The sequence below is a fragment of the Pseudomonas sp. Lz4W genome (assembly GCF_000346225.2).
Lineage (GTDB): Bacteria > Pseudomonadota > Gammaproteobacteria > Pseudomonadales > Pseudomonadaceae > Aquipseudomonas > Aquipseudomonas paraversuta.
In genome coordinates this window covers 382630-406946 of the sequence record NZ_CP017432.1, presented here as the reverse complement: position 1 = coordinate 406946, position 24317 = coordinate 382630, and the positions used below count along the sequence as shown (strand labels likewise).

The window sequence follows — 24317 nt, the reverse complement described above, 5'->3', positions numbered from 1 at the left end:
TATGTAGGATCGACCGCTATCGCTGGCAAGCCAGCTCCCACACTTGCAATGCAACCCATGTGGGAGCTGGCTTGCCAGCGATGGTCTTGATTCAAATATTCTGCCGTTCGCCCTTGGGGTCGAAGAACACCGAAGACACGATTTCAGCCTCGATCACGCTGCCGTCCGCCAACGGTGCGAACACCCGCTCGCCCATGCGTTTGAGGCCGCCTTTGACCACGCCCATGGCAAACGAGTAACCCAGCGAGCCGCAGGTGTAGCTGGAGGTCACATGACCGACCATGCTCATCGGGATCGCCTGCTTGGTGTCGAACACCAGTTGTGCGCCTTCAGGCAGCCATTTGGTCGGGTCCACCGGCTTGAGGCCCACCAGTTGTTTGCGCTGATCACGCACACAGTCTTCACGGTTCATCCCGCGCCAGCCGATCCATGAAAATGCCTTGGTGCGGCCCACACACCAGCCCATGTTCAGGTCGTCAGGGGTCATGGAACCGTCGGTGTCCTGACCGACGATGATGAAACCCTTCTCGGCCCGCAGCACGTGCATGGTCTCGGTGCCATACGGGGTGAGGTTGTACTGCTTGCCCGCCTCGACAATTTTTTCCAGCACGCCCATGGCGTAGTCAGCCTGGATGTTGACTTCATACGACAGCTCGCCGGTGAACGAGATACGGAACACCCGCGCCGGTACGCCGCCCACCAGACCTTCCTTCCAGGTCATGAACGGGAAAGCCTCACGGTCCAGGTCGATGTCGGTCACTTCGCTCAGCAGCTTGCGGCTGTTGGGGCCGGACAGGGTCAGGGTCGCGTAATGGTCGGTGACCGAAGTGAAGTACACCTTCAGCTCCGGCCACTCGGTCTGTTGATAGATCTCCAGCCATTGCAGTACCCGGGCCGCACCGCCGGTGGTGGTGGTCATCACAAAATGGTTGTCGGCCAGGCAGGCGGTCACGCCATCGTCGAACACCATGCCGTCTTCTTTGCACATCAGGCCGTAGCGGGCCTTGCCCACATCGAGCTTGGTCCAGGCGTTGGTGTAGATGCGGTTGAGGAACTCCCGGGCATCCGGGCCCTGAATGTCGATCTTGCCGAGGGTGGAAGCATCCAGAATGCCGACGCTGTCACGCACCGCCTGGCACTCGCGCTTGACGGCCGCGTGCAGATCTTCGCCATTGCGCGGGAAGTACCACGGGCGCTTCCACTGGCCGACGTCTTCAAATTCGGCACCTTGCTTGACGTGCCAGCTCTGCAGCGCGGTGTAGCGCACCGGCTCGAAGATGTGCCCGCAATGGCGGCCCGCCACCGCGCCGAATGTGACCGGCGTGTAGTTGGGGCGGAACATGGTGGTGCCCATTTGCGGGATGGTCACGTTCAGCGAACGCGCCGCAATGGCCAGCCCGTTGACGTTGCCCAGCTTGCCCTGGTCAGTGCCAAAACCCAGGGCGGTGTAGCGTTTGACGTGTTCCACCGACTCGAAGCCTTCACGGGTGGCCAGTTCAATGGCCGCTGCAGTGACGTCGTTTTGCAGGTCGACGAATTGCTTCGGCGCCCGTGCAGTGGCTTTTTCGTGGGGCACCTGAAACAGCGCCAGGGTGGCTTCTTCATGATGGTTCAGGGCTTTGGGCAACACGCCCTCAACCGGTTTGAAACCAGCTTCACTGGCCGCCCGCACGCCTCCTTCAAAGCCATCGGCCAGGCTGTCGCCGAGCTTGTAGACGCCATTGATGCCGCCCACGCAGACGCGTTTCTGCGGCGCTTCGCCGGGAACAAAGCCGAGAATGTCTTCACGCCAGGTCGGCTTGCCACCCAGGTGCGAGGCCAGGTGCACCACCGGGCTGTAGCCGCCGGAGGTCGCAACCAGATCACACTCCAGCCATTCGCCAGGGCTGGCGACGCTGTGCTGTTTAAGGTCAATCGCCGCCACACGGGCACCGGTTACATGTTTGCTGCCGCGGGTTTCGATCACCGCGCTGCCGGTCAGAATCCGGATGCCTTTGGCCCGTGCCTCTTCGACCAGTGCACCGCGGGGATTGCTGCGGGCATCGGCAATGGCCACCACTTGCTGACTGGCGTCGAGCCAGTCCAGCGCCACGCGATAGGCATGGTCGTTGTTGGTGCTCAGCACCAGTTTTTTGCCCGGAGCCACGCCGTAGCGGCGCACATAGGTCGACACCGCACCCGCAAGCATATTGCCCGGCACGTCGTTGTTGCCATACACCAGCGGCCGCTCGCACGCGCCGGTGGCCAGCACCACGCGCTTGGCCCGTACCCGATGGATGCGCTGACGCACCTGGCCGATGGGTGCGCGGTCGCCAAGGTGGTCGGTAAGGCGCTCGTGAATGGTCAGGAAATTGTGGTCGTGATAGCCGTTCACTGTGGCCCGTGGCAGCAGCAACACGTCCGGCAGCGCCTTGAGGGCCGCAATCACCCCGGCTACCCACTCCATCGCCGGTTTGCCGTCCAGGCTTTCGCGGCTGTCCAGCAGGCTGCCGCCGAACTCTTCCTGTTCATCGGCCACTATCACCCGTGCGCCGCTGCGCGCTGCTGCCAGGGCGGCGGCCAGTCCGGCCGGGCCGGCACCGACGATCAGCACATCGCAATGGTGGTTCATGTAATCGTAGGTATCGGGGTCGTTCTGGGTTGGCGAACGCCCCAGCCCCGCCGCCTTGCGGATGTATTTCTCGTAAGTCATCCAGAACGACTGCGGGTACATGAAGGTTTTGTAGTAAAAGCCGGGCGGCATCAGCTTACCGCCAACCTTGCCCAAAATCCCCATCACGTCATTGTTGACGTTGGGCCAGCCGTTGGTGCTGGTCGCCACCAGCCCTTGATACAGCGCCTGTTGTGTGGCGCGCACGTTGGGGATCTGGGTGGCTTCGGTGGCGCCGATTTGCAGCACCGCATTGGGCTCTTCGGCACCGGCGGCAAAAATGCCCCGCGGCCGGGAATATTTAAAGCTGCGACCGATCACGTCGACGCCGTTGGCCAGCAAGGCAGCGGCCAGACTGTCGCCTTCGTAGCCTTTGTACTGTTGCCCGTTAAAGGTGAAGGTCAGCACTTTGTTGCGATCGACGCGGCCGCCGTTAGGCAAGCGGTGGGTCTGGCTCATACCTTTTCTCCCAGCTCGCGAGTGGCCGTGGTGGTCAGTGGTGCAGCCTGTTCGGTGAACTGCGGCTTGCTGCCGATCAGGTAGGTTTCAAGAATTTCATAGGTCAGGGTATTGCGGGTCGCGTTGAAAAACTGGCGACAGCCGGCCACGTGGTTCCACAACTCGTGGTGCAGGCCACGGGGGTTGTCGCGAAAGAACATGTAGTCGCCCCACTCGGCATCGGTGCAGGTGCCAGGGTCGAGCGGACGCGGAATGTGGGCCTGGCCACTGGCGTGAAATTCCTCTTCGGAACGCAGCTCGCCGCAATGGGGACAGAAGATGTGCAACATGGGTGATTCTCCTGTTAGTGGGCGACAGCGGCAGCGCCGTGTTCGTCGATCAGGGCGCCGTTGTGGAACCGGTCAATGGAAAACGGGGCAGCCAGCGGATGCATTTCGCCTTTGGCCAGGCTGGCGGCAAACACGTTGCCCGAGCCCGGTGTGGCCTTGAACCCGCCCGTGCCCCAACCGCAGTTGAAGAACAGGTTCGGCACCGGGGTTTTGGAGATGATCGGGCAGGCGTCCGGCGTGGTATCGACGATGCCGCCCCACTGGCGGTTCATGCGCACCCGGGACAACACCGGGAACATCTCGACGATGGCCTGAATGGTGTGTTCGATCACCGGGTACGAGCCGCGCTGGCCATAGCCGTTGTAGCCATCGATACCGGCACCGATCACCAGGTCGCCCTTGTCGGACTGGCTGATATAGCCGTGCACGGCGTTGGACATGATCACGCTGTCGATAATCGGCTTGATCGGCTCCGACACCAGTGCCTGCAGCGGGTGCGATTCAATCGGCAGACGGAAGCCGGCCTGGCGTGCCATGTGCCCGGAATTACCGGCCGTGACCACGCCTACGCGCTTGGCACCGATAAAACCTTTACTGGTTTCGACGCCGATGCACACCCCGTTTTCCTTGCGAAAGCCCAGTACCTCGGTTTGCTGGATCAAGTCCACCCCCAGCGCATCGGCGGCCCGGGCAAAGCCCCAGGCCACGGCGTCATGCCGGGCCACGCCGCCACGTCGTTGCACGGTGGCGCCCATCACCGGGTAGCGGGTGTTTTTTGAACAGTCCAGGTACGGAATTTCGTCCGCCACCTGTTTCGCATTCAGCAACTCGCCGTCCACCCCGTTGAGTCGGTTGGCGCTGACCCGGCGCTCGGAATCGCGGATGTCTTGCAGGGTATGGCACAGGTTGTATACCCCGCGCTGGGAGAACATGACGTTGTAGTTCAGATCCTGGGACAGGCCTTCCCACAGCTTCATCGCGTGTTCGTAGAGATGCGCCGACTCGTCCCACAAATAGTTGGAACGCACGATGGTGGTGTTGCGCGCCGTGTTGCCACCCCCCAGCCAGCCCTTTTCCACCACCGCTACATTGGTAATGCCGTGCTCCTTGGCCAGATAGTAAGCAGTGGCCAGGCCGTGGCCGCCACCGCCGACAATGATCACGTCGTAAACCTTTTTCGGGGTCGGCGTGCGCCACATCTTCTGCCAGTTTTCGTGGTGGCTGAGGGAGTGTTTGAAGAGGCCGAAGCCTGAATACCGTTGCATAGGGATTACTCCAAAACCGCGCTCAGCGATAAACCGGGAAGTCTTTGCACAGTGCCGTTACCTGGCGCGCCACATCAGCCTCGATATCGGCATCGCCGAGGTGATCGAGGATGTCGCAGATCCAGCCGGCCAGCTCCGTACATTGCGCCACTTTGAAACCGCGGGTGGTGACCGCCGGGGTACCGATGCGCAGGCCCGAAGTCACGAAGGGGGATTGCGGATCGTTGGGCACGGCGTTTTTGTTGACCGTGATATGGGCCCGGCCCAGGGCTGCATCGGCGTCTTTGCCGGTCAGGCCCTGACGGATCAGGCTGAGCAGAAACAGGTGGTTGTCGGTGCCGCCCGAAACCACGTCGTAACCGCGCTTCACAAACACCTCGGCCATCGCCCGGGCGTTGTCGATCACCTGTTGTTGATAGGCTTTGAAGCCGGGTTCCAGGGCTTCCTTGAAACACACGGCCTTGGCGGCGATCACGTGCATCAACGGCCCGCCCTGGCCGCCGGGGAACACCGCCGAGTTGAATTTTTTCTCCAGCGCTTCGTTGGCCCTGGCCAGAATCAGACCGCCACGTGGCCCGCGCAGGGTTTTGTGGGTGGTGGTGGTCACAACGTCAGCGTACGGCAGCGGGTTCGGGTACAGGCCCGCCGCCACCAGACCGGCCACGTGGGCCATGTCGACAAACAGGTAAGCCCCCACCTTGTCGGCGATCTGCCGGAAGCGCGGAAAATCGAGAAACTTGGAGTAAGCCGAGAACCCGGCAATGATCATCTTCGGCTGGTGCTCGACGGCCAGACGCTCGACTTCGTCGTAGTCGATCAGGCCGGTGGCGGTGTCGATGCCGTATTGCACGGCGTTGTACAACTTGCCGGAAAAACTCACGCTGGCGCCGTGGGTCAAATGACCGCCGTGGGCCAGGCTCATGCCCAGCACGGTGCCCCCGGCATTGAGCAACGCCAGATACACCGCTGCGTTGGCCTGGCTGCCGGAGTGCGGTTGCACGTTGGCGTAATCGGCACCGAACAGTTGTTTGGCACGGTCGATGGCCAGTTGCTCGACTTTATCCACATGCTCGCAGCCGCCGTAATAACGCTTGCCGGGGTAGCCTTCGGCGTACTTGTTGGTCAGGCCGCTGCCCTGGGCTTGCATCACGCGCCGACTGGTGTAGTTCTCGGAGGCAATCAGTTCGATGTGATCTTCCTGACGCTGGTCTTCGGCATTCATGGCCGCTAACAAGGCATCGTCGTAGCCCTGAATCTGATCCTGCTTGCTGAACATTGCGTTCTCCCAGCGCCAGCGCGCCTTTGGTCTCGGTTAGGGCTTGCCCTTTGAGCCAGATGGTAGAGCTGGCGCCCCCGGATCAAATGCCTATGGACGCCACACAAAGGTGCGTTTACGACATGGGACAAAAGCGGGTATCACTCATGCCCTGTGGAAGCCGGCTTGCCGGCGATACCTGATCTGCCATCGCCGGCAAGCCGGCTCCCACAAGAAGTCTGTCGAGCATTCTGTGCACCCGCCGGATTCTTGGATAAAGTGCAGCACGATCTTCGACCATGGAACCGGGAAATGACTGACAAGAGCCAACAATTCGCCAGCGACAACTACTCCGGTATCTGTCCCGAAGTCTGGGCCACCATGGAGCTGGCCAACCACGGCCACCAGCGTTCCTATGGTGATGACGAGTGGACGCTGCGCGCCGCCAACGATTTCCGCAAACTGTTTGAAACCGATTGCGAGGTGTACTTCGCCTTCAACGGCACCGCTGCCAACTCATTGGCCCTGTCGTCGTTGTGCCAGAGTTTCCACAGCGTGATCTGCTCCGAGACCGCCCACGTCGAAACCGACGAATGCGGCGCCCCTGAGTTCTTCTCCAACGGTTCCAAGCTGCTGCTCGCCCGTACTGAAAACGGCAAGATCACCCCCGAGTCGATCCGCGAAATCGCCCTCAAGCGCAAAGACATTCACTACCCCAAGCCGCGGGTCGTCACCATCACCCAGGCCACCGAAGTCGGCAGCGTGTATCGCCCGGAAGAAATCCGCGCCATCAGCGCTACCTGCAAGGAGCTGGGCCTGCTGTTGCACATGGACGGCGCCCGCTTCTCCAACGCCTGCGCGTTTCTGGGGTGCACGCCTGCGGAACTGAGCTGGAAGGCCGGGGTTGATGTGCTGTGCTTTGGCGGGACCAAAAACGGCATGGCGGTGGGCGAAGCGATTCTGTTCTTTGATCACGCCCTGGCAGTGGATTTTGACTATCGCTGCAAACAGGCCGGGCAACTGGCGTCGAAAATGCGTTTTCTGTCAGCCCCCTGGGTCGGCTTGCTGGAAAACGACGCCTGGCTCAAACATTCACGCCACGCCAACCACTGCGCACAATTGCTGAGCCAGCTGGTCAGTGACATTCCGGGGGTTGAGCTGATGTTTCCGGTGGAAGCCAACGGCGTGTTCCTGCAACTGTCGGAACCGGCTGTGGCAGCGCTGACAGCCAGGGGCTGGCGCTTTTACACCTTTATCGGCAAGGGCGGCGCACGCTTCATGTGCTCGTGGGACACCGAAGAGGCGCGGGTGCGGGAACTGGCTGCGGATATCCGCGAAGTGATGGGCGCAAATTAATGCAGGGGCGAGCTTGCTCGCGAGCTTCTAACAGCTCACGAACAAGCTCGCGCCCACAGAAGATGATTGTTTTTTGCGAGACTCAGGATTGCCCGAGAGTCCGCTCAATCACTTCGACCGTGGCGCTGACTTGCTCTTGATAACGGTCGATTTCCTGTTTGTGCTGCTGTTTGAGTTCAATCTGTTGTGAACACAGATTCAACGCGGCCAGCACCAGCAACTTGTCCCCGATCAAGCTCGGGTACTTTCTTTTCGTATCGGCCAAGGCAGTGTTCAACATCACCGATGCGGCCACCAGGGTTTGCAGCTCCCCCACAGGCGCCTTGATCGAATAGTCGTTGCCCAGAATCGAGACGACTTTTATTCCGTCTCTGTCTTCGCTCATGCGCTGACAGTGCTCGCACGTTCAACCAGTGCCTGGATGCGTGCAGCGGTTGCACCTTGCTTCTCTTCCTGTTCCATCAGGCTCAGTTGCAGGCTTTCGTTGTCGTCTTTGGCCTGGGCCAGTTCAGCGTTCAGCGCAGCGTTGGTGTCCAACAGCTCCTGCTTTTGTTGAACCAGGTCGCTGACCAGTTGTTCCAGTTTGCTAAGGGATGATTCCATCATGGTGGTGATCTCAAGCTGTTTTCAGAGGGCGCGTACGATAAAGAAAAGTCACCGGCTAAGCTAGCGGCAACCGGCCTTTAAGCCCCCTAAAGACTGTGGTTTCCAATCTTTGTTCCCGTCCTCCCCCAAACACCCACTGTGGGAGCGAGCTGTGGTTTTAAAAAGCTCGCTCCTACAGGTATCAGAATTCAATCCGCACATCGCCCTTGGGTACGCTGCAGCAAGACAAGATGTAGCCTTCTGCCACGTCTTCGTCAGTGATGCCGCCGTTGTGCTCCATCTCGACTTCGCCGCCCAGCTTCAACACCTTGCACGTGCCACAAATGCCCATGCCGCAGGCTTTGGGAATCAACAGCCCCAGCTTGGCTGCCGCAGCGTGTACGGTTTCGGCCGGGCCCACGCGGATACTTTTGCCCGACGCGGTGAACTCCACCTGGTTGAGGTCCGCCAGATCCAGCTCCGGCGCATCTGCCGCCTGTTCGGCCTGCTCCACCGCATCGGCCCGGGCCTCGGGCGGGGTCGCACCAAAAGACTCTTCGTGGTACCGGCTCATGTCAAAACCGTTGGCTTCCAGCAGCCGCTTGACCGCGCTCATGTAAGGCGTGGGGCCGCAACAGAACACCTCGCGCTCCATGAAGTCGGGCGCCATCAGCTCCAGCATCTTGTGATTCAAATAGCCGCGGTAGCCGGCCCAGGGCTCGCCCAGGCCGTGCTTCTCGCAGATCAGGTGCAGGCTGAAGTTGTCGATGCGCGAAGCCATGTGCTCCAGCTCGCGGTGATAAATGATGTCTTTCGGTGAACGGGCGCTGTGGATAAACACCATGTCGACATTGGCGTTGGTGTCGTAAAACCAGCGCGCCATGGACATCACCGGGGTAATGCCGACCCCGCCGCTCAGATACAGCACCTTGGGGCTCGGCGCGTCGATGGCGTTGAACAGCCCGACCGGGCCGTGTACCGCCAGCTCCTGGCCCTCACTCAAGGTGTCGTGCAGCCAGTTGGAGACGCGCCCGCCCGGCACGCGCTTGATGGTCACCGAAAAGCTGTACGGCACCGAAGGCGAACTGGAAATGGTGTACGAGCGCATCACCGGATCGCCGTCGATTTCCAGCTCCAGGGTCACGAACTGCCCCGGCTTGAAAAAGAACAGGATCGGCTGGTCAGCCATAAAGCAGAAGGTGCGCACATCCCAGGTTTCCTGAATCACTTTGACGCAGCGCACGATGTGTCGGCCGTTGGCCCAGGTCTGGGTGGTTACCGGATTCAGAAAGCTGTTGGACATGGGCTTCTCCACGGCCGACAACCGGCCTCTTGCTGGCGATTCTGCGCATGCCCCGGGGCGGCCATTTACCTATTCGCGACATTCACATACTTATCGCGACCAGCCCCTTGAAACAGGGGCTGGCGCGTCGGGAACAGATTGGGCCATGTCGCCCGCAGATATGGCATCGGCCCGGCCGGAACGCACACTCAGCGCCACTGATAGCGTTAATTGCTTTGCCTTGCGTCGCACCCCTGAGCAGCTACTTTCGGCCACATAGAATGGCCATGAGGATTACAACGATGGACATCACCGCAACCCTGAGCCTGGGCGATCCACTGGAACCCGCACGCAAGGCCACCGCCGAGATGTTGCAGAGCCGTGAGCGTACTTTTTCGCTGCCGCAGCCGTTTTATAACGACGAGCGCCTGTTCGAAATCGACATGCAGGAGATCTTTCAGAAGGAGTGGCTGATTGCAGGCATGACCTGCGAGATCCCGACCAAGGGTAATTATCTGACGCTGCAAGTGGGCAACAACCCGATCATCGTGATTCGCGGTGCCGAGGGTCAGGTCCATGCATTCCATAACGTATGCCGGCATCGCGGCTCGCGGCTATGCACTTCCGAGAAGGGCAAGGTTGCCAAGCTGGTGTGCCATTACCACCAGTGGACCTATGAGCTCGATGGCCGCCTGCTGTTTGCCGGCACCGAGATGGGCGCCGACTTTGACATGAAGCAATACGGCCTCAAGCCGGTGAATGTGAAAACCGCAGGTGGCTACATCTTTATCAGCCTGGCCGAAAACCCGCCCGCAATCGACGAGTTCCTGGCCACCCTGAACCACTACATGGAACCCTACGACATGGAAAACACCAAGGTGGCGATTCATACCACCCTGGTGGAAAAGGCCAACTGGAAGCTGGTGCTGGAAAACAACCGCGAGTGTTATCACTGCAACGCGTCGCACCCGGAGCTGCTGAAAACCCTGCTGGAATGGGACGACGTCACCGATCCCCGGGCCGATCAGGCCTTCAAGGACCATGTGGCGGCTTCGGCAGCGGCCTGGGATGCGGAAAAAATCCCCTACGCCCACGCCAGCTTCGGCCTGCGCAACCGCATCGTGCGCATGCCGCTGCTCAAGGGCACGGTATCCATGACCCTGGATGGCAAACAGGGCTGCGCAAAACTCATGGGGCGGATTAAAAACCCGGACCTGGGCTCGATGCGCATCCTGCACCTGCCGCACTCGTGGAACCACTGCATGGGCGACCACATCATCGTCTTTACCGTGTGGCCGATCAGCGCCCAGGAAACCATGGTCACCACCAAGTGGCTGGTGCACAAGGATGCAGTAGAAGGCGTGGACTACGACGTGGAGCGCATGCGCAACGTGTGGGACGCCACCAACAACCAGGACCGGCGCCTGGCTGAAGAGAACCAGCGCGGCATCAACTCCGTGGCCTATCAGCCGGGGCCGTACTCACAAACCTATGAGTTCGGCGTGGTCAACTTCGTCGACTGGTACAGCGAGCGCCTGTTGAGCAATCTGGGGGCGGAGCCAGCGCCCTACCTCAAAGGCGTGCTCGCCCAGTAACCGTCCGACCAAACCTGTAGGAGCGAGCTTGCTCGCGAGCTGTTGAAATCTCGCGAGGCAAGCTCGCTCCTACTGGCTATTTTTTGACCAGCTGGCTACACCCCATACAATCAAAGGCCCGCAGCCCTTCACCAACATCTTATCCACAGTCACACCCACAGCAATTGTGGGGAAGTGGGTAAGTTATCCCGAAAACAGTGATTGGCTATTTTTTGTACAAAACCTTACAGGCCACGGGATACATGGCCTGCAAGCAACCGCAAACACCTTATCCACATATCCGCCAACAGAGATTGTGCGCAACTTATGCACCGCCCCCCATTACTGTGGAAAACCCTTTAAAGTCCCGATTTTTAAAGGGTTTGAGTGTCGAACAGTGGATAACCGGAGCAATTGAGTGTTTTTTGATCAGAAGCCTGTAAGCCTTGATCCGTATAGCGCTTAGCCGACAGCAAACAACTTATCCACATAAGCGCTAACAGACTTTGTGGGCAACTCAGCGCACCACGCCTTCTTCGATCAATAACTTCAAAATCGCCTGTGCACCCTCTTCGCTGCTCAAGCCTTTGAGTATTTGACCGCTACCACCAGTGGCCTTGGCTGTGGCTGCTTTCATACGGTCGGCGGCACTTTTGGCCCTGATCACTTTGAGACGCTTTGGCCGGGGTCTGGCGGGCTGGAAAGCACCCACTGTGGATAACTCATCAACAATCACCTCAACCACTTCGGCATCGACCACACCACGGGTAGCCGGGCCATAGGCACTTTGGCGGGCCTTGGGGGCGGCGTTATCCACAGTGGCCATGAACGGCAGGCGCACCTTGAGCCGGCGCCGCTGACCACGGGGCAATCCCTGCAACACCAGCGCGACACCGTTGTGGATAGATTCAACCTGAGCCACCCCCACCACCAGCGGCCAGCCCAGTTGCTCGGCCAGCAGATACGGCAACATGCCCGAGCCTTCGCCGGTTTCCGCCTGGCTGCCCGCGAGTACCACCTGCACCCCGGCTTCGCGGATGTAGTCGCGCAATACCGGCAGCGCATCGGCCCCGTGCGCCTGCTCAAGTACGTGAAGCTCTTCCAGGCCCATGCCCAGATACGCGCGTAGCGCCGGCTCATGGGGGTTGCCCGCATGCAGTACATGCAGGTTATCCCCAGCCAGTTGCAGGCCGAGCTCGACAGCCCGGGCATCCTGTTCAGCGCGGCGGGCCCTGCCGGAAGCCGGGTGGGCGCCGATTGAAACCAGTGCAACGGTGGCAATGGTCATAAGCGAATCTCCAAAACTGTAAACAGACTGTAGGAGCGAGCTCGCCTCGCGATCTGTTTAAAAGATCGCGAGACAAGCTCGCTCCCACAGGGGGTCAGGACAATCAGGCGGCATCGCGCCTGGCGCTCTTGCGCCAGTTATCCACAGCCGCAATCAACGCCTGCAGAATTGCCGCACCGTCACCAATCACCGAAAGATCAGCGCGCTTGATCATGTCGCAACCCGGATCAAGGTTGATCGCCACCACCTTGTCGCACCCGCCAATCCCTTGCAGATGCTGGATCGCGCCGCTGATGCCGACCGCAACATAGACCCGGGCGGTAACCCAGGTACCGCTGGCCCCGACCTGACGCTCACGCCCCATAAAGCCGTCATCCACCGCCACCCGTGACGCGCCTTCGGTGGCCCCCAGCGCTGCTGCAGCCCTGTGGAAAAGTCCCCAGTCCTTGATCCCGTTACCGCCGCTGAGGATAAACTCGGCCTCTGCCATGGGCGTCGCAGCAGGATCCACCGCAACCGCACCCAGGTCTTCAATCCGGTGCAGGCAACGCGGCGCATCTGTGGATAACTGCACAGGCAATGCTTCATGCAGGGTTTCGCTGACCGGCTCGGCGCACTCGGCAGCGGCCAGGATCAACCGTGGCAACGGCTGCGCCAGATCCTGCAAGCCGGCCCCGGCTCGTCCCAGACAGGTTCCGTCCTTGATTTGCCACACCCGGGTGGCCGGGCGCTGGCCCAGGCTCGCAGCCAGACGACGGCCCAGTTCTGCACCGCCATTGCGGCTGTCGGGCAGCAACCAGTGTCTGGGCGCGAACTGGTTATCCACAGCCCGTAAATCGTGAACCCGTTGCTCCGGTGCATAACCTTCGCTGTCCAGTAACAACAAACGGTCTACCCCGGCCCTGGCAAAGGCCGTTTCTTTGCACTCGCCAAACACCACTGCCAGCACCGCGCCGTCGCTGCCCGCCAGTTGCCGGGCCAGGCCAAGCACGTCGCGGTCGTGACTGGCGAGGCGGCCACCGGCCATATCCGGTACCACGCAGATATAAAACGCCGGCGCCGGCACCTGATGCAGCGGCAATTGCACTTGTTCACTGGCCGCGCGTTTGACCGTGCCGCCCTGTTGCGCGCCACTGCGATCAATCCGCTTGATGCCGTTGGGGCCGATAAAACCCAGCCCATGTACATTTTTGCGCAGCACCCCGTTGGGCCCCATCCAGCTGGCGGATGCCGGCTGCATGGCGGCATGCAGCGGGTGCAGGCGGTTGCGGGCGATCCACTCGGCCCGCGGGTCGCGGCGGATAATGTCACTCATACCATCACCTCCGGGGCTGCGCGGCTGGGCGCTTTGGCGGGCACGATCGGTTCAATCAGAGCTTCAGCCACCAGTTCGGCAATGTCCTTGATCAGCGGCCGTGGCTCGACCACGCCTTCGAGCATGGCCGTGCATTGCGGGCATCCCACCGCCACACGCTCGGCGCCGGTCTCGCGGATGTCGTCCATGCGCATGTCGGGAATCCGTTGTTTGCCGGGGATGTCAGTAATGGGGGCACCACCGCCGCCGCCACAGCAGCGTGAGCGAAAGCCCGAGCGCTGCATCTCTTTGACTTCAATGCCCAGCGCGCGCAATACCGCGCGGGGAGCCTCGTATTCGCCGTTGTAACGCCCCAAATAACAGGGGTCGTGATAGGTCACGCTGCCGCCCGTATCCGCGTTCAGGGCAAGAGCGCCCTGGTCGATCAGTTCCGCCATGTAAGTGCTGTGATGTTGCACCAGGTACTCACCGCCAAAGGCGCCATATTCATTTTTCAGTACGTGGAAACTGTGGGGATCGCAGGTCACGATGCGTTTGAAACGGTATTGCCCCAGGGTCTGGATATTGCGTCGGGCCAGCGCCTGAAAGGTCGCTTCGTCGCCCAGACGCCGGGCCACGTCACCGCTGTCGCGCTCTTCGAGCCCCAGTACCGCAAAATCGACCCCGGCGGCTTTCAGTACCTTGACGAATGCCCGCAGGGTGCGTTGGTTACGCATGTCGAAGGCGCCATCACCGACCCAGAACAGCACGTCCACCGAGGGTTTATCGCGCATCAGATCAAGGTTCAGGTCTGCAGCCCAGTTCATCCGCCCGCCCGGTGCAAAACCGCCGGGGTTGTCGGTGGCGATCAGGTTGTCCAGCACCTGGGCGCCGTTGTTCGGGGTTGCACCTTTTTCCAGGGTCAGGAAGCGGCGCATGTCGACGATGGCATCCACGTGCTCGATCATCATCGGGCACTCCTCAACACAGGCACGGCAGGTGGTGCAGGACCACAGGGTGTCCGCATCCACCAGGCCGTCAACTATGGGTTGATGCGGGTTGCCGCCATGTTCACCAACGGGTTTGCCCGGGTACGGGCTGCCGGCAAAGTGCGCATCGGTACCGCCCGCAAGCCCCACCACCATGTCCTGAATCAGTTTCTTCGGGTTCAACGGCTGGCCCGCAGCGTAGGCCGGGCACGCCGCTTCGCACTTGCCACATTGCACGCAGGCGTCAAAACCCAGCAGCTGGTTCCAGGTGAAGTCCTTGGGTTTTTCCACCCCCAGGGGCGCGCTGCGATCATCCAGGTCCAAAGGCATCAAGCCGGTAGAACGGCCACCCCCAAAGCGCTCGGCGCGCCGATGCCAGGCCAGGTGCAAAGCCCCGGCGAAGGCGTGCTTCATCGGCCCGCCCCAGGTCATGCCGAAGAAAAGCTCCGCCACGCCCCACAGCACTCCCACCCCCAACAGGGTTGCCAGCAACCAGCCGCCAAAGTCCTGGGGCAGCAAACCGGCGACCGGCAAGGTGAGGATAAAAAAGCTCAGCGAAAATGCCAGCAGGCTTTTTGGCAGGCGCATCCACGGGCCTTTGGACAGGCGGGCCGGTGGATTGAGGCGACGTTTGAACACAAAGAGCGCGCCGACAAACATCAGCGCCGTGGCCACCAGCAGGGCGTAGCCGAGGATGCGGTTATGCAGCCCCAGGCCATGCACCAGAATCGCCAGCAACGCCGCCAGTACAAAGCCCCCGGCAGTGGCAACGTGGGTATTGGCCATGTACTTGTCACGGGCGACCACGTGGTGCAGATCAACCATATAACGCCGGGGCATGGCCAGCAGGCCAGCGAGCAGATCGACCCTGGCCGGGCGGCCACGACGCCACATATGCATCCGCCGAACGGCGCCGATGACGGCCAGACCGAGGGCGGCGAATAACAGAACAGGGAGAATAATATTGAGCATGGTGAAGCTCCCGAAGACCTCAGGGGTTGCGCAAATCCTGTGGGAGCCGGCTTGCCGGCGATGTTGCTGGCAATTGCCTATGCCTCATCGCCGGCAAGCCAGCTCCCGGAGTTATTCACACGTGCTTAGAAATCCTTGCACAACCTGAGTGCGTCATAGATCGCGGCATGTACGTTGCGCTGGGCCACGCAGTCACCGATGCGGAACAGCAGGTAACCGTCCCCCGGCTCGCTCAGGCACGGTTGCGGCTTGATCGCAAACAGCGCTTCGACGTCGATCTGGCCCTTGTTGCGCGAGTCCGGTTTAAGCCCGTAATACAATTCTTCATCCGGACGCACGCCATTCTCGATCACCACCTGGTCCACCACCCGCTCTTCCCTGGCGCCGGTGTATTCGTTCTCCAGAACGGCAATCAGCTTGTCGCCTTCGCGGTAGACCTTCTCCAGCATCATGTCCCCGGTCATGATCACTTCCTTGGGGTACAGGCTGCGGTAGTAGGTGGGGAATGAGGTGCCGCCAATCGCCACCCCGGGCTTGGTGTCGTCGGTCACGATCTCGACCTGGGCACCTTTGTCAGCCATGAAGTCGGCGACGGACATGCCGGTAAACTCGCAGATGGTGTCGTACACCAGCACGTTCTTGCCCGGCTCGACCTTGCCGTCGAGCACGTCCCAGCTGCTGACCACCAGCCCTTCGGCAGCGCCCCAGTGTTCGTTCTGTTCCACAAACGGATGCCCGCCCACGGCCAGCACCACGATGTCGGGACGCAGATCGAGAATGGTCGCCGGGTCTGCCGCGGTGCCCAGACGCAGATCAACGTTCAGGCGCGCCAGTTCCAGCTGGAACCAGCGGGTAATGCCGGCCATCTGGTCCCGTTGCGGGGCTTTGGAGGCGGTGGTGATTTGCCCGCCGATGACATCCTTTTTCTCGAACAGGGTCACGTCGTGACCCCGTTCCGCGGCTACCCGCGCCGCCTCCATGCCGGCAGGCCCGGCGCCGACTATCACCACCTTGCGTTTGGCCCCGGTACTTTTCTGGATGATATGCGGCACGCCCATGTATTCCCGGGAGGTGGCGGCGTTCTGGATACAGAGCACGTCCAGGCCCTGGTACTGACGGTCGATGCAGTAGTTGGCGCCCACGCATTGCTTGATCTGGTCGATCTGGCCCATTTTGATTTTGGCGATCAGGTGCGGGTCGGCGATGTGGGCACGGGTCATGCCCACCATGTCCACGTAACCGCCTTCCAGAATCCGCGTGGCCTGATTCGGGTCCTTGATATTTTGCGCGTGCAGCACCGGGGCCTTGACCACTTCCTTGATCCCGGCGGCCAGGTGCAGAAACGGCTCCGGTGGAAAACTCATGTTGGGGATCACGTTGGCCAGGGTGTTGTGGGTATCACAGCCCGAGCCGACCACGCCGATAAAGTCGAGCATGCCGGTGTCGTCGTAGTACTTGGCGATTTGTTTCATGTCCTCGTGGCTCAAGCCATCGGGGTGAAATTCGTCACCGCACAGGCGAATGCCGACGCAGAAATCCGGACCGACTTCGGCACGCACGGCCTTGAGTACTTCGAGGCCGAAGCGCATGCGGTTTTCAAAACTGCCGCCCCATTCATCAGTGCGTTTGTTGACCCGCGGGCTCCAGAACTGATCAATCATGTGCTGGTGCACCGCCGACAGTTCGACCCCGTCCAGCCCGCCTTTCTTGGCGCGCCCTGCCGCACTGGCGTAGTTGCCGATCACGCGCCAGATTTCTTCCGGCTCGATGGTTTTGCAGGTGGCACGGTGCACCGGTTCGCGCACCCCGGACGGCGACATCAGGGTCGGCCAGTTGAAGCCGTCCCAGCGTGAGCGGCGGCCCATGTGGGTTATCTGGATCATGATCTTGGCGCCGTGCTTGTGCATGGCATCGGCCAGGTTCTGGAAGTGCGGGATGATGCGGTCGGTGCTCAGGTTGACCGAACTCCACCACTCCTGGGGGCTGTCGATGGCCACCACCGATGACCCCCCGCAAATCGCCAGGCCGATACCGCCCTTGGCTTTTTCTTCGTAGTACTGCACGTAGCGCTCAGTGGTCATGCCGCCATCGGTGGCATACACCTCGGCGTGGGCAGTGCTGAGCACGCGGTTGCGGATGGTCAGTTTGCCGATTTGAATCGGCTCAAACATTGCTTCGAACGCCATATCCCGATCCTCGACTTACAACGGCTTGACGATAAACAGGCCGTGGTCGTGGCCCTCTTCCGATCCGCTATAAATCTGCTCGGCGCGGGTGCGAATGTGGCTGCCACGGGCCTGCAGAATCTGATCCATGGCGCCGGCAAACCAGCCGGTGAACATGTAATCGACCTTGCGCCCGACCTTGCCGTACACGTAGACGAAACAGGAGTGCTCGAGCTTGATGGTGGCAGTGCCTTTATCGAGGTCGATGTCCTGGATTTCGAACAGGCCCCAGCCACGCTGGGACAGACGCTTCATGTAGTGCTCGAACACCGCGACCCCTTCCAGGCCGTGGCACTCGGCTTCTTTTTCGCACCAGTGCCAGGCGGATTTGTAGCCGGCCTTGTAGAGAATTTCGGCGTAGGCGTCAGCACCCAGCACCTCCTCGATGCCCATATGGTTGTTGACGAAAAAATGCCGTGGCACATAGAGCATGGGCAGGGCGTCAGAGGTCCAGACACCGGTTTCACTGTCGACTTCGATAGGCAATTGCGGGGCGATTTTAGCCATGGAACAAAACTCCAGAAATTCAACAAATCTATGTAGTCGCTGCCGCAGGCTGCGAAGGGTTGCGAAGCAGCCCGTTTTTCAAGAAGTCCTCATCGCAGCCTTCGGCAGCGACTACGAGGAGCTGTTCGGCTATTCGCCCCAGACGTCCTTGAGCACGTTGACCCAGTTTTCGCCCATGATTTTGCGCACCACGCGCTCGGGGTGACCGCGCTTGAGCAGGGTTTCAGTGAGGTTGGGGAACTCACCCACAGTGCGGATGCCCAGCGGGTTGATGATCTTGCCGAAGCTGGTCAGACGCCGGGCATAGCCCTTGTCGTGGGTCAGCATTTCGAAGAAGTCCTGACCGTGACCCTGGGTGAAGTCGGTGCCGATACCGATCGCATCTTCGCCGACGATATTCATCGTGTACTCGATGGCCTGGGCATAGTCGTCAATGGTGGAGTCGATGCCCTTGGCCAGAAATGGCGCAAACATGGTCACCCCGACAAAACCGCCGTGGTCGGCGATGAATTTAAGTTCGGCGTCGGATTTGTTGCGCGGGTGCTCTTTGAGGCCGGACGGCAGACAGTGCGAGTAGCAGACCGGTTTCTTCGATTCGAGGATCACCTCTTCCGAGGTTTTTGAACCCACATGGGACAGGTCGCACATGATCCCGACGCGGTTCATTTCGGCCACCACTTCGCGGCCAAAGCCCGAGAGCCCGCCATCACGCTCGTAGCAGCCGGTGCCCACCAGGTTTTGCGTGTTGTAGCACATCTGCACCACGCCGACTCCGAGCTGCTTGAAGATCTCGATATAGCCCAGCTGGTCTTCAAAGGCGTGGGCGTTCTGGAAGCCAAAAATGATACCGGTCTTGCCCTGTTCCTTGGCCCGACGAATATCCGCAGTGGTTTTTACCGGGATCACCAGGTCGCTGTTTTCGCGAATAAGGGTCTGGCTGGCCACAATATTATTGATCGTGGCTTGAAAACCCTCCCACACCGACACCGTGCAGTTGGCTGCTGTGAGGCCGCCTTTACGCATGTCTTCGAACAGTTCGCGGCTCCATTTGGCAATGATCAGCCCGTCGATAACGATGCTGTCTGCGTGCAACTCGGCTGGGCTCATCAGGCGTCCCCTTATGGGCGCCGAATCGTCTGCCGGCGCTTTGGGGCCAGCATAGGCTCGGGGTTAAAAACAGCCGGGTGCAAAAGCGACAGCGCAATTGCCGAAAGCGTCAATCCGCGACAAAGCCCTCGGCGCCAAAGTAATGACCTATGCTGCGTGGCTGTTCTTTGGCCCACGCTTAAGCCAGAATCCGTCCCATCTATGGATTAGGAAGCCGCAATGAAATCGATTCTCCTGGCCTTGGCGTTGATCACAAGCGGTGCGTACGCAGCCGATGATGCCGACTACAACCCGTGCGATGCGGTGGAAAACGACCAGCAAACCCTGGCGTGTTCGGCGTACAGCAAGAATGCGGCCGAGCTGTTGCTGACCGAAAATTACGAAGCCCTGCAGACGCGAATGAACTCGATGTACGGCTCAAACGCAACTCAGCTCAATAACATCATCAGCAAGATCAAGACCGCTCAGGCGCTGTGGTTGCACCAGCGTGACGCCGACTGCGCGATTGTGGTGTTCCCTGCCACATCCGGCACCGAGACCTTCAACATTGCCCAGAACGACTGCATGGCCCGCATGAGCGATGATCGTTCGGAGTTTCTGGAATCGATCGGGCAGGAATAACCACCCTGCTCCCACAGATCAGATGCCTTATTTAAATCCAGGGTTTTTATGACTATTTGCGGTATCGATATCAAAGGCAGCGAAGCGATCTTCGCCGTCGCCACCCAGGGCCCCGACGGTCTTCAACATCTAGCCATTGCGACCAAGAAAATCGCCCTCGACGATGATGACGATGCCCTCAACGTCAAAGCCTTCGCCGCGCAGGTCACAGCCTTTGTGAAGACCAACGCCATCACCCGCATCGCGATTAAAAAGCGCAGCAAAAAAGGCGAGTTCGCCGGCGGGCCGACCACCTTCAAAATCGAAGGCATCATCCAGTTGCTGGACGCTTGTGAGGTGCAATTGCTGTCACCGCAAACCCTCAACGCGCAATTCAAAAAGCACGCTTTCGAGCTGCCCGCCTCGCTGAACAAATATCAGCATGATGCGTACAAGGCTGCGTGTGCGGCGCTGCTCAAGGGTTAACCGACCCGGTCCTGTCTCGGTGCACAGGCAAATCGCGCGCGATAGCTGCGGGTGAAGTACGACGGTGATTCAAAACCGCAGGCCAGGCTGATATCCAGCACGCTCATGTCGGTCTGGCGCAGCAGTTGCCGGGCTTTCTGCAGGCGCAGGCCAAGGTAGAAGTTGCGCGGAGTATCGTTCAGGTGCAGGCGGAACAGGCGCTCCAGCTGGCGCTGGGTGACGTTGATGCTCAGTGCCAGTTGCGAAATGCTCAGGGGCGGCTCGGTGTGCTGCTCCATCTCGCCAATCACCTGCACCAGCTTCTTGTTACGGATGCCGTAACGCGTGGCAACTTGCATGCGCTGGTGATCCTTGCGCGGGCGGATACGCCCGAGCACGAACTGCTCTGATACCTCGATAGCCAGTTCCGGGCCGTGCGCCTGGGCAATCAGATCGAGCATCATGTCGATAGAGGCCGTACCGCCCGCGCAGGTAATCCGTCGGCGGTCGATTTCAAACAGCTCTTGCGTGACCTGTAACCGCGGCCATGATTCCTTGAACGCCTCCAGCGCTTCCCAGTGCAGGGTCAGACGATAGCCGTCGAGCAGGCCCGCCTCGGCCAGCACAAAACTGCCGGTATCGATCCCGCCCAGGCTTACCCCTTCGCCGTCCAGACGCCGCAGCCAGTGAATCAGTGCCGGCGTGACATGGGCCAGTGGCTCGAAACCGGCCACCACCAGTAACGTCGCCCCTGCGGTGAGCGCCTCCAGCCCTGCCTCGGCATTGACCGACATGCCGTTGCTCGCCGGTACCGCGCCACCGTCGCTGCTCAGCACGTGCCAGCGGTACAGCTCGCCGCGAAAGCGGTTGGCCACCCGCAGCGGCTCAATCGCAGAAATAAAGCCCAACGAGGAAAAGCCGGGCAGCAGCAGGAAATAGAAGTCCTTGGGCATGGAGGCGCTCGTGCAGTCAGTTCGCAGGATTGAAACACACTCAGGTCGCTACAGTGCAAAAGCCCGTCGCTCCAGTGCGGTTAAGCAATACCCGACCTCGGTAACTTGGCGTCACGGTGCACAAAGACACCGGCTACCTAATAACAACCTGCCGAGGCCCGCTCCATGAAACGACTGATCAGCTGTTGCTTGTTGGTACTCAGCCCCTATGTGCTGGCTGGCGAAGATCCATCGTGCAAGAACGTACGCATGGGCGTGGTCAACTGGACCGATGTGATCGCCACCAGCGCCATGGCGCAAACCCTGCTCGACGGTCTCGGCTACAAAACCAAACAGACCAGCGCCTCCCAGCAAATCATCTTCGCCGGGATACGTGACAACCGGCTGGACATGTTTCTGGGCTACTGGAACCCGATCATGAACCAGAGCATCACCCCCTTTGTCGATGCCAGACAGGTGACGGTGCTGGCCGAGCCCAGCCTTAAAGATGCCAAGGCCATGCTCGCCGTGCCGACCTATATGAGCGACAAGGGGCTTAAAAGCTTTGCTGACATTGCCCGATTCGAAAAAGAACTGGGGGGCAAGATTTACGGGATTGAACCGGGCTCCGGTGCCAACACCCAGATCAAGGCCATGATCGAGCAAAACCGCTTTGGCCTGGGCAAGTTCCAGCTGGTGGAATCCAGCGAGGCCGGGATGCTTTCGGCCGTGACCCGCGCGGTCAACCGCAATGAACCGATTGTGTTCTTTGGCTGGACCCCGCACCCGATGAACATCAACCAGAAAATGACCTACCTGACCGGCAGTGAAGACGCACTGGGCCCGAATGAAGGCCTGGCCACGGTGTGGACAGTGACCACGCCGGACTACGCCAGCCGCTGCCCGAACGTCAGCCGCTTGCTGAGCAACCTGACCTTCAGCGCCGATGACGAGAGCCGCATGATGCAGCCGTTGCTGGATCACAAAGACGCCCGGGCATCGGCCCGCCAGTGGCTCAGGGACCACCCGCAAGACCAGCAGCGCTGGCTCGAAGGTGTTACCACAGCGGACGGCAAACCCGCTGCAGGGAACCTGAAACTCAGCGCCAAATAATTCAACACCGAGCCCCTCGGCCGCCGCCTGCAACGGCAGCGGCGTGGCGCTCTACGCCCAAAGGAAATGCCCCATGAACCACGACGTCATCATCACTTGCGCACTCACCGGTGCCGGCGACACCAGCGCCCGCAGCCACCTGGTACCGATCACGCCCAAGCAAATTGCCGACGCCGCCGTGGAAGCGGCCAAGGCCGGAGCCACAGTGGTGCATTGCCATGTGCGTGATCCGAAAACCGGTCAGTTCAGCCGTGATGTGGCGCTGTACCGCGAACTGATGGAGCGCATCCGCGAGGCCGACATCGACATTATCGTCAACCTCACGGCCGGGATGGGCGGTGACTTGCACATCGGCCCCGGCGAGAACCCGATGGAGTTTGGCCCCAATACCGATCTGGTCGGGCCGCTGACCCGTCTGGCACACGTCGAAGCCTTGCTGCCGGAAATCTGCACCCTGGACTGCGGCACCCTGAACTTCGGTGACGGCGACACCATTTACGTTTCGACCCCGGCGCAGCTGCGGGCGGGGGCCAAGCGCATTCAGGAGCTGGGGGTCAAAGCCGAACTGGAGATTTTCGACACCGGCCATCTGTGGTTCGCCAAGCAAATGATCAAGGAAGGCCTGCTCGACGATCCGCTGTTCCAGCTGTGCCTGGGCATCCCCTGGGGTGCTCCGGCAGACACCACCAGCATGAAAGCCATGGTCGACAACCTGCCCGCCAATGCGGTGTGGGCCGGGTTCGGCATTGGTCGCATGCAAATGCCCATGGCTGCCCAGGCGGTCTTGCTCGGCGGCAACGTCCGGGTCGGGCTGGAAGACAACCTGTGGCTGGATCGCGGGGTACTGGCGAGCAACGGACAGCTGGTGGAGCGTGCCGCAGAAATCCTCAGCCGCCTTGGCGCCAGGGTGCTGACCCCGGCTGAAGGCCGGGTAAAGATGGGTTTGAGCCAGCGCCACTAACCCCGCCTCCCCCTGCCCACCTGCCCCCCCTGTAGGAGCGAGCTTGCCTCGCGAGCTCTTCAGCGAAACAGCGAAACAGCGAAAAGCTCGCTCCTACAGGTTTAAGACCGAATTTTGATCAGGAATCGCCCATGACCTTTATCACTAACATCAAAACCTTCGCCGCCCTTGGCAGCGGTGTCATTGGCAGCGGCTGGGTCGCCCGCGCACTGGCCCATGGCCTCGACGTGGTGGCCTGGGACCCTGCCCCCGGCGCCGAAGCCGCCCTGCGCAAGCGCGTGGCCAAGGCCTGGCCGGCGCTGGAAAAAAGCGGCCTCGGCAAAGGCGCGTCCCAGGACCGCCTGCGCTTTGTCAGCACCATTGAAGAATGTGTACGCGACGCCGATTTCATTCAGGAAAGCGCACCCGAGCGGCTCGATCTCAAACTCGAGCTGCACAGCAAAATCAGCGCTGCCGCCAAACCCGATGCACTGATCGGCTCCAGCACCTCGGGCCTGCTGCCCAGCGAGTTCTACGAGACATCCACCCATCCCGAGCGCTGCATCGTCGGCCACCCTTTCAACCCGGTGTACTTGCTGCCGCTGGTGGAAGTGGTGGGCGGACAAAAAACTGCACCACAAGCCATTGCGGCTGCGATCGAGGTCTATAAATCCCTGGGCATGCGCCCCTTGCATGTGCGCAAGGAAGTACCGGGTTTTATCGCTGACCGCTTGCTCGAAGCCCTGTGGCGCGAGGCGCTGCACCTGGTCAATGACGGGGTGGCAACCACTGGCGAGATCGACGATGCCATTCGCTTTGGCGCCGGTTTGCGCTGGTCGTTCATGGGCACATTCCTCACCTACACCCTGGCCGGTGGCGATGCGGGCATGCGGCACTTCATGAACCAGTTCGGCCCGGCCCTGAAACTGCCGTGGACCTACCTGCCGGCGCCGGAACTCAGCGAAAAACTGATCGACGACGTGGTTGAAGGTACAACTGAACAACTGGGCAGCCACAGCATTGCCGCGCTGGAGAGCTATCGTGACGATTGCCTGCTGGCGGTGATGGAAGCGGTGAACGCGACCAAACTCAAACACGGCATTGCCATCAACGATTGAGCGAGGTTCTGC

General features: G+C 60.7%; 21 protein-coding genes. 7 read left to right on the top strand and 14 right to left on the bottom strand.

The features are described 5' to 3' along the window. Positions 1-91: 91 nt before the first annotated feature. The 4 genes from B195_RS01915 to glyA are packed head-to-tail and all read right to left on the bottom strand — an operon-like array spanning position 92 to position 5979. On the bottom strand, positions 92-3109 hold the full coding sequence (locus tag B195_RS01915) for a sarcosine oxidase subunit alpha (RefSeq protein WP_004419514.1): 3018 nt from the start codon (positions 3107-3109) through the stop codon (positions 92-94). Next, the gene (locus B195_RS01910) at positions 3106-3438 is read right to left on the bottom strand and encodes a sarcosine oxidase subunit delta (protein WP_004419517.1); all 333 of its coding nucleotides are present in this window, start codon (positions 3436-3438) and stop codon (positions 3106-3108) included. Before B195_RS01910 ends, B195_RS01915 begins: the two co-directional genes overlap by 4 nt. A 14-nt stretch (positions 3439-3452) precedes the next feature. After that, positions 3453-4703 (bottom strand): sarcosine oxidase subunit beta, encoded by a 1251-nt coding sequence (locus B195_RS01905; protein ID WP_004419522.1) that lies wholly within the window; start codon positions 4701-4703, stop codon positions 3453-3455. Positions 4704-4725: 22 nt separating this feature from the next. Next, positions 4726-5979, bottom strand: a complete 1254-nt coding sequence (gene glyA, locus B195_RS01900) for a serine hydroxymethyltransferase (RefSeq protein WP_004419526.1) — start codon at positions 5977-5979, stop codon at positions 4726-4728. Positions 5980-6270: 291 nt separating this feature from the next. Between glyA and B195_RS01895 the strand changes: the two genes are divergently transcribed. Next, complete coding sequence (locus B195_RS01895) at positions 6271-7314, top strand: low specificity L-threonine aldolase (protein WP_004419528.1); 1044 nt, start codon at positions 6271-6273, stop codon at positions 7312-7314. Positions 7315-7396: 82 nt separating this feature from the next. On the opposite strand, the gene B195_RS01890 is transcribed toward B195_RS01895, so the two are convergent. The 3 genes from B195_RS01890 to gbcB all read right to left on the bottom strand — a co-directional run bounded on the left by B195_RS01890 (position 7397) and on the right by gbcB (position 9202). Beyond that, entirely contained in the window at positions 7397-7699 is a 303-nt protein-coding gene (locus B195_RS01890; protein WP_004419530.1) for a cell division protein ZapA, read from the bottom strand. Then, positions 7696-7920, bottom strand: a complete 225-nt coding sequence (locus B195_RS01885) for a hypothetical protein (protein ID WP_004419533.1) — start codon at positions 7918-7920, stop codon at positions 7696-7698. The genes B195_RS01890 and B195_RS01885 overlap by 4 nt, the downstream gene beginning before the upstream one ends. Positions 7921-8101: 181 nt before the next feature. Further along, the gene (gene gbcB / locus B195_RS01880) at positions 8102-9202 is read right to left on the bottom strand and encodes a glycine-betaine demethylase subunit GbcB (RefSeq protein WP_004419536.1); all 1101 of its coding nucleotides are present in this window, start codon (positions 9200-9202) and stop codon (positions 8102-8104) included. Between the two features lie 281 nt (positions 9203-9483). Between gbcB and gbcA the strand changes: the two genes are divergently transcribed. Then, complete coding sequence (gene gbcA, locus B195_RS01875) at positions 9484-10776, top strand: glycine-betaine demethylase subunit GbcA (RefSeq protein WP_004419538.1); 1293 nt, start codon at positions 9484-9486, stop codon at positions 10774-10776. 496 nt (positions 10777-11272) lie between these two features. On the opposite strand, the gene B195_RS01870 is transcribed toward gbcA, so the two are convergent. The 6 genes from B195_RS01870 to B195_RS01845 form a co-directional block, all read right to left on the bottom strand. Beyond that, positions 11273-12043, bottom strand: coding sequence for an electron transfer flavoprotein subunit beta (locus tag B195_RS01870; RefSeq protein WP_004419540.1), 771 nt, complete (start codon positions 12041-12043; stop codon positions 11273-11275). 103 nt (positions 12044-12146) lie between these two features. After that, positions 12147-13358, bottom strand: coding sequence for an electron transfer flavoprotein subunit alpha/FixB family protein (locus tag B195_RS01865; protein ID WP_004419543.1), 1212 nt, complete (start codon positions 13356-13358; stop codon positions 12147-12149). Continuing rightward, the gene (gene dgcB, locus B195_RS01860) at positions 13355-15298 is read right to left on the bottom strand and encodes a dimethylglycine demethylation protein DgcB (RefSeq protein WP_004419546.1); all 1944 of its coding nucleotides are present in this window, start codon (positions 15296-15298) and stop codon (positions 13355-13357) included. Before dgcB ends, B195_RS01865 begins: the two co-directional genes overlap by 4 nt. A gap of 125 nt (positions 15299-15423) precedes the next feature. Then, positions 15424-17484 carry a dimethylglycine demethylation protein DgcA gene (gene dgcA, locus B195_RS01855; protein WP_004419549.1) on the bottom strand — a complete coding sequence of 687 codons (2061 nt, stop codon included), beginning with the start codon at positions 17482-17484 and terminating at the stop codon, positions 15424-15426. 15 nt (positions 17485-17499) lie between these two features. After that, the gene (locus B195_RS01850; protein ID WP_004419551.1) at positions 17500-18030 is read right to left on the bottom strand and encodes a 4-vinyl reductase; all 531 of its coding nucleotides are present in this window, start codon (positions 18028-18030) and stop codon (positions 17500-17502) included. 129 nt (positions 18031-18159) lie between these two features. Continuing rightward, entirely contained in the window at positions 18160-19137 is a 978-nt protein-coding gene (locus B195_RS01845; RefSeq protein WP_004419552.1) for a dipeptidase, read from the bottom strand. A gap of 219 nt (positions 19138-19356) precedes the next feature. On the opposite strand from B195_RS01845, the gene B195_RS01835 reads away from it, so the two are divergent. Continuing rightward, a complete protein-coding gene (locus tag B195_RS01835) occupies positions 19357-19758 on the top strand; it encodes a lysozyme inhibitor LprI family protein (RefSeq protein WP_004419553.1) in 402 nt (133 codons plus the stop codon). A gap of 48 nt (positions 19759-19806) precedes the next feature. After that, complete coding sequence (locus B195_RS01830; RefSeq protein ID WP_004419555.1) at positions 19807-20223, top strand: DUF3010 family protein; 417 nt, start codon at positions 19807-19809, stop codon at positions 20221-20223. Here B195_RS01830 and B195_RS01825 read toward each other — a convergent pair. Beyond that, entirely contained in the window at positions 20220-21155 is a 936-nt protein-coding gene (locus B195_RS01825) for a GlxA family transcriptional regulator (protein ID WP_004419558.1), read from the bottom strand. The two genes, B195_RS01830 and B195_RS01825, sit on opposite strands and share 4 nt — an antisense overlap. Before the next feature lie 165 nt (positions 21156-21320). Between B195_RS01825 and choX the strand changes: the two genes are divergently transcribed. From choX to B195_RS01810, 3 genes are all read left to right on the top strand, one after another. After that, entirely contained in the window at positions 21321-22247 is a 927-nt protein-coding gene (choX, locus tag B195_RS01820; protein ID WP_004419560.1) for a choline ABC transporter substrate-binding protein, read from the top strand. 73 nt (positions 22248-22320) lie between these two features. Next, complete coding sequence (locus B195_RS01815; RefSeq protein ID WP_004419561.1) at positions 22321-23208, top strand: 3-keto-5-aminohexanoate cleavage protein; 888 nt, start codon at positions 22321-22323, stop codon at positions 23206-23208. Between the two features lie 131 nt (positions 23209-23339). Then, a complete protein-coding gene (locus tag B195_RS01810) occupies positions 23340-24305 on the top strand; it encodes an L-carnitine dehydrogenase (RefSeq protein ID WP_004419563.1) in 966 nt (321 codons plus the stop codon). Positions 24306-24317: the final 12 nt, after the last annotated feature.

Coding starts and splice junctions, on each gene's coding strand:
- gbcB (WP_004419536.1), bottom strand. CDS start 9,202: ATGTCCAACAGCTTTCTGAATCCGGTAACCACCCAGACCTGGGCCAAC.
- B195_RS01830 (WP_004419555.1), top strand. CDS start 19,807: ATGACTATTTGCGGTATCGATATCAAAGGCAGCGAAGCGATCTTCGCC.
- dgcB (WP_004419546.1), bottom strand. CDS start 15,298: ATGCTCAATATTATTCTCCCTGTTCTGTTATTCGCCGCCCTCGGTCTG.
- gbcA (WP_004419538.1), top strand. CDS start 9,484: ATGGACATCACCGCAACCCTGAGCCTGGGCGATCCACTGGAACCCGCA.
- B195_RS01870 (WP_004419540.1), bottom strand. CDS start 12,043: ATGACCATTGCCACCGTTGCACTGGTTTCAATCGGCGCCCACCCGGCT.
- B195_RS01815 (WP_004419561.1), top strand. CDS start 22,321: ATGAACCACGACGTCATCATCACTTGCGCACTCACCGGTGCCGGCGAC.
- B195_RS01895 (WP_004419528.1), top strand. CDS start 6,271: ATGACTGACAAGAGCCAACAATTCGCCAGCGACAACTACTCCGGTATC.
- B195_RS01850 (WP_004419551.1), bottom strand. CDS start 18,030: ATGGCTAAAATCGCCCCGCAATTGCCTATCGAAGTCGACAGTGAAACC.
- B195_RS01835 (WP_004419553.1), top strand. CDS start 19,357: ATGAAATCGATTCTCCTGGCCTTGGCGTTGATCACAAGCGGTGCGTAC.
- glyA (WP_004419526.1), bottom strand. CDS start 5,979: ATGTTCAGCAAGCAGGATCAGATTCAGGGCTACGACGATGCCTTGTTA.
- B195_RS01915 (WP_004419514.1), bottom strand. CDS start 3,109: ATGAGCCAGACCCACCGCTTGCCTAACGGCGGCCGCGTCGATCGCAAC.
- B195_RS01865 (WP_004419543.1), bottom strand. CDS start 13,358: ATGAGTGACATTATCCGCCGCGACCCGCGGGCCGAGTGGATCGCCCGC.
- B195_RS01910 (WP_004419517.1), bottom strand. CDS start 3,438: ATGTTGCACATCTTCTGTCCCCATTGCGGCGAGCTGCGTTCCGAAGAG.
- dgcA (WP_004419549.1), bottom strand. CDS start 17,484: ATGGCGTTCGAAGCAATGTTTGAGCCGATTCAAATCGGCAAACTGACC.
- choX (WP_004419560.1), top strand. CDS start 21,321: ATGAAACGACTGATCAGCTGTTGCTTGTTGGTACTCAGCCCCTATGTG.
- B195_RS01905 (WP_004419522.1), bottom strand. CDS start 4,703: ATGCAACGGTATTCAGGCTTCGGCCTCTTCAAACACTCCCTCAGCCAC.
- B195_RS01885 (WP_004419533.1), bottom strand. CDS start 7,920: ATGATGGAATCATCCCTTAGCAAACTGGAACAACTGGTCAGCGACCTG.
- B195_RS01890 (WP_004419530.1), bottom strand. CDS start 7,699: ATGAGCGAAGACAGAGACGGAATAAAAGTCGTCTCGATTCTGGGCAAC.
- B195_RS01845 (WP_004419552.1), bottom strand. CDS start 19,137: ATGAGCCCAGCCGAGTTGCACGCAGACAGCATCGTTATCGACGGGCTG.
- B195_RS01825 (WP_004419558.1), bottom strand. CDS start 21,155: ATGCCCAAGGACTTCTATTTCCTGCTGCTGCCCGGCTTTTCCTCGTTG.
- B195_RS01810 (WP_004419563.1), top strand. CDS start 23,340: ATGACCTTTATCACTAACATCAAAACCTTCGCCGCCCTTGGCAGCGGT.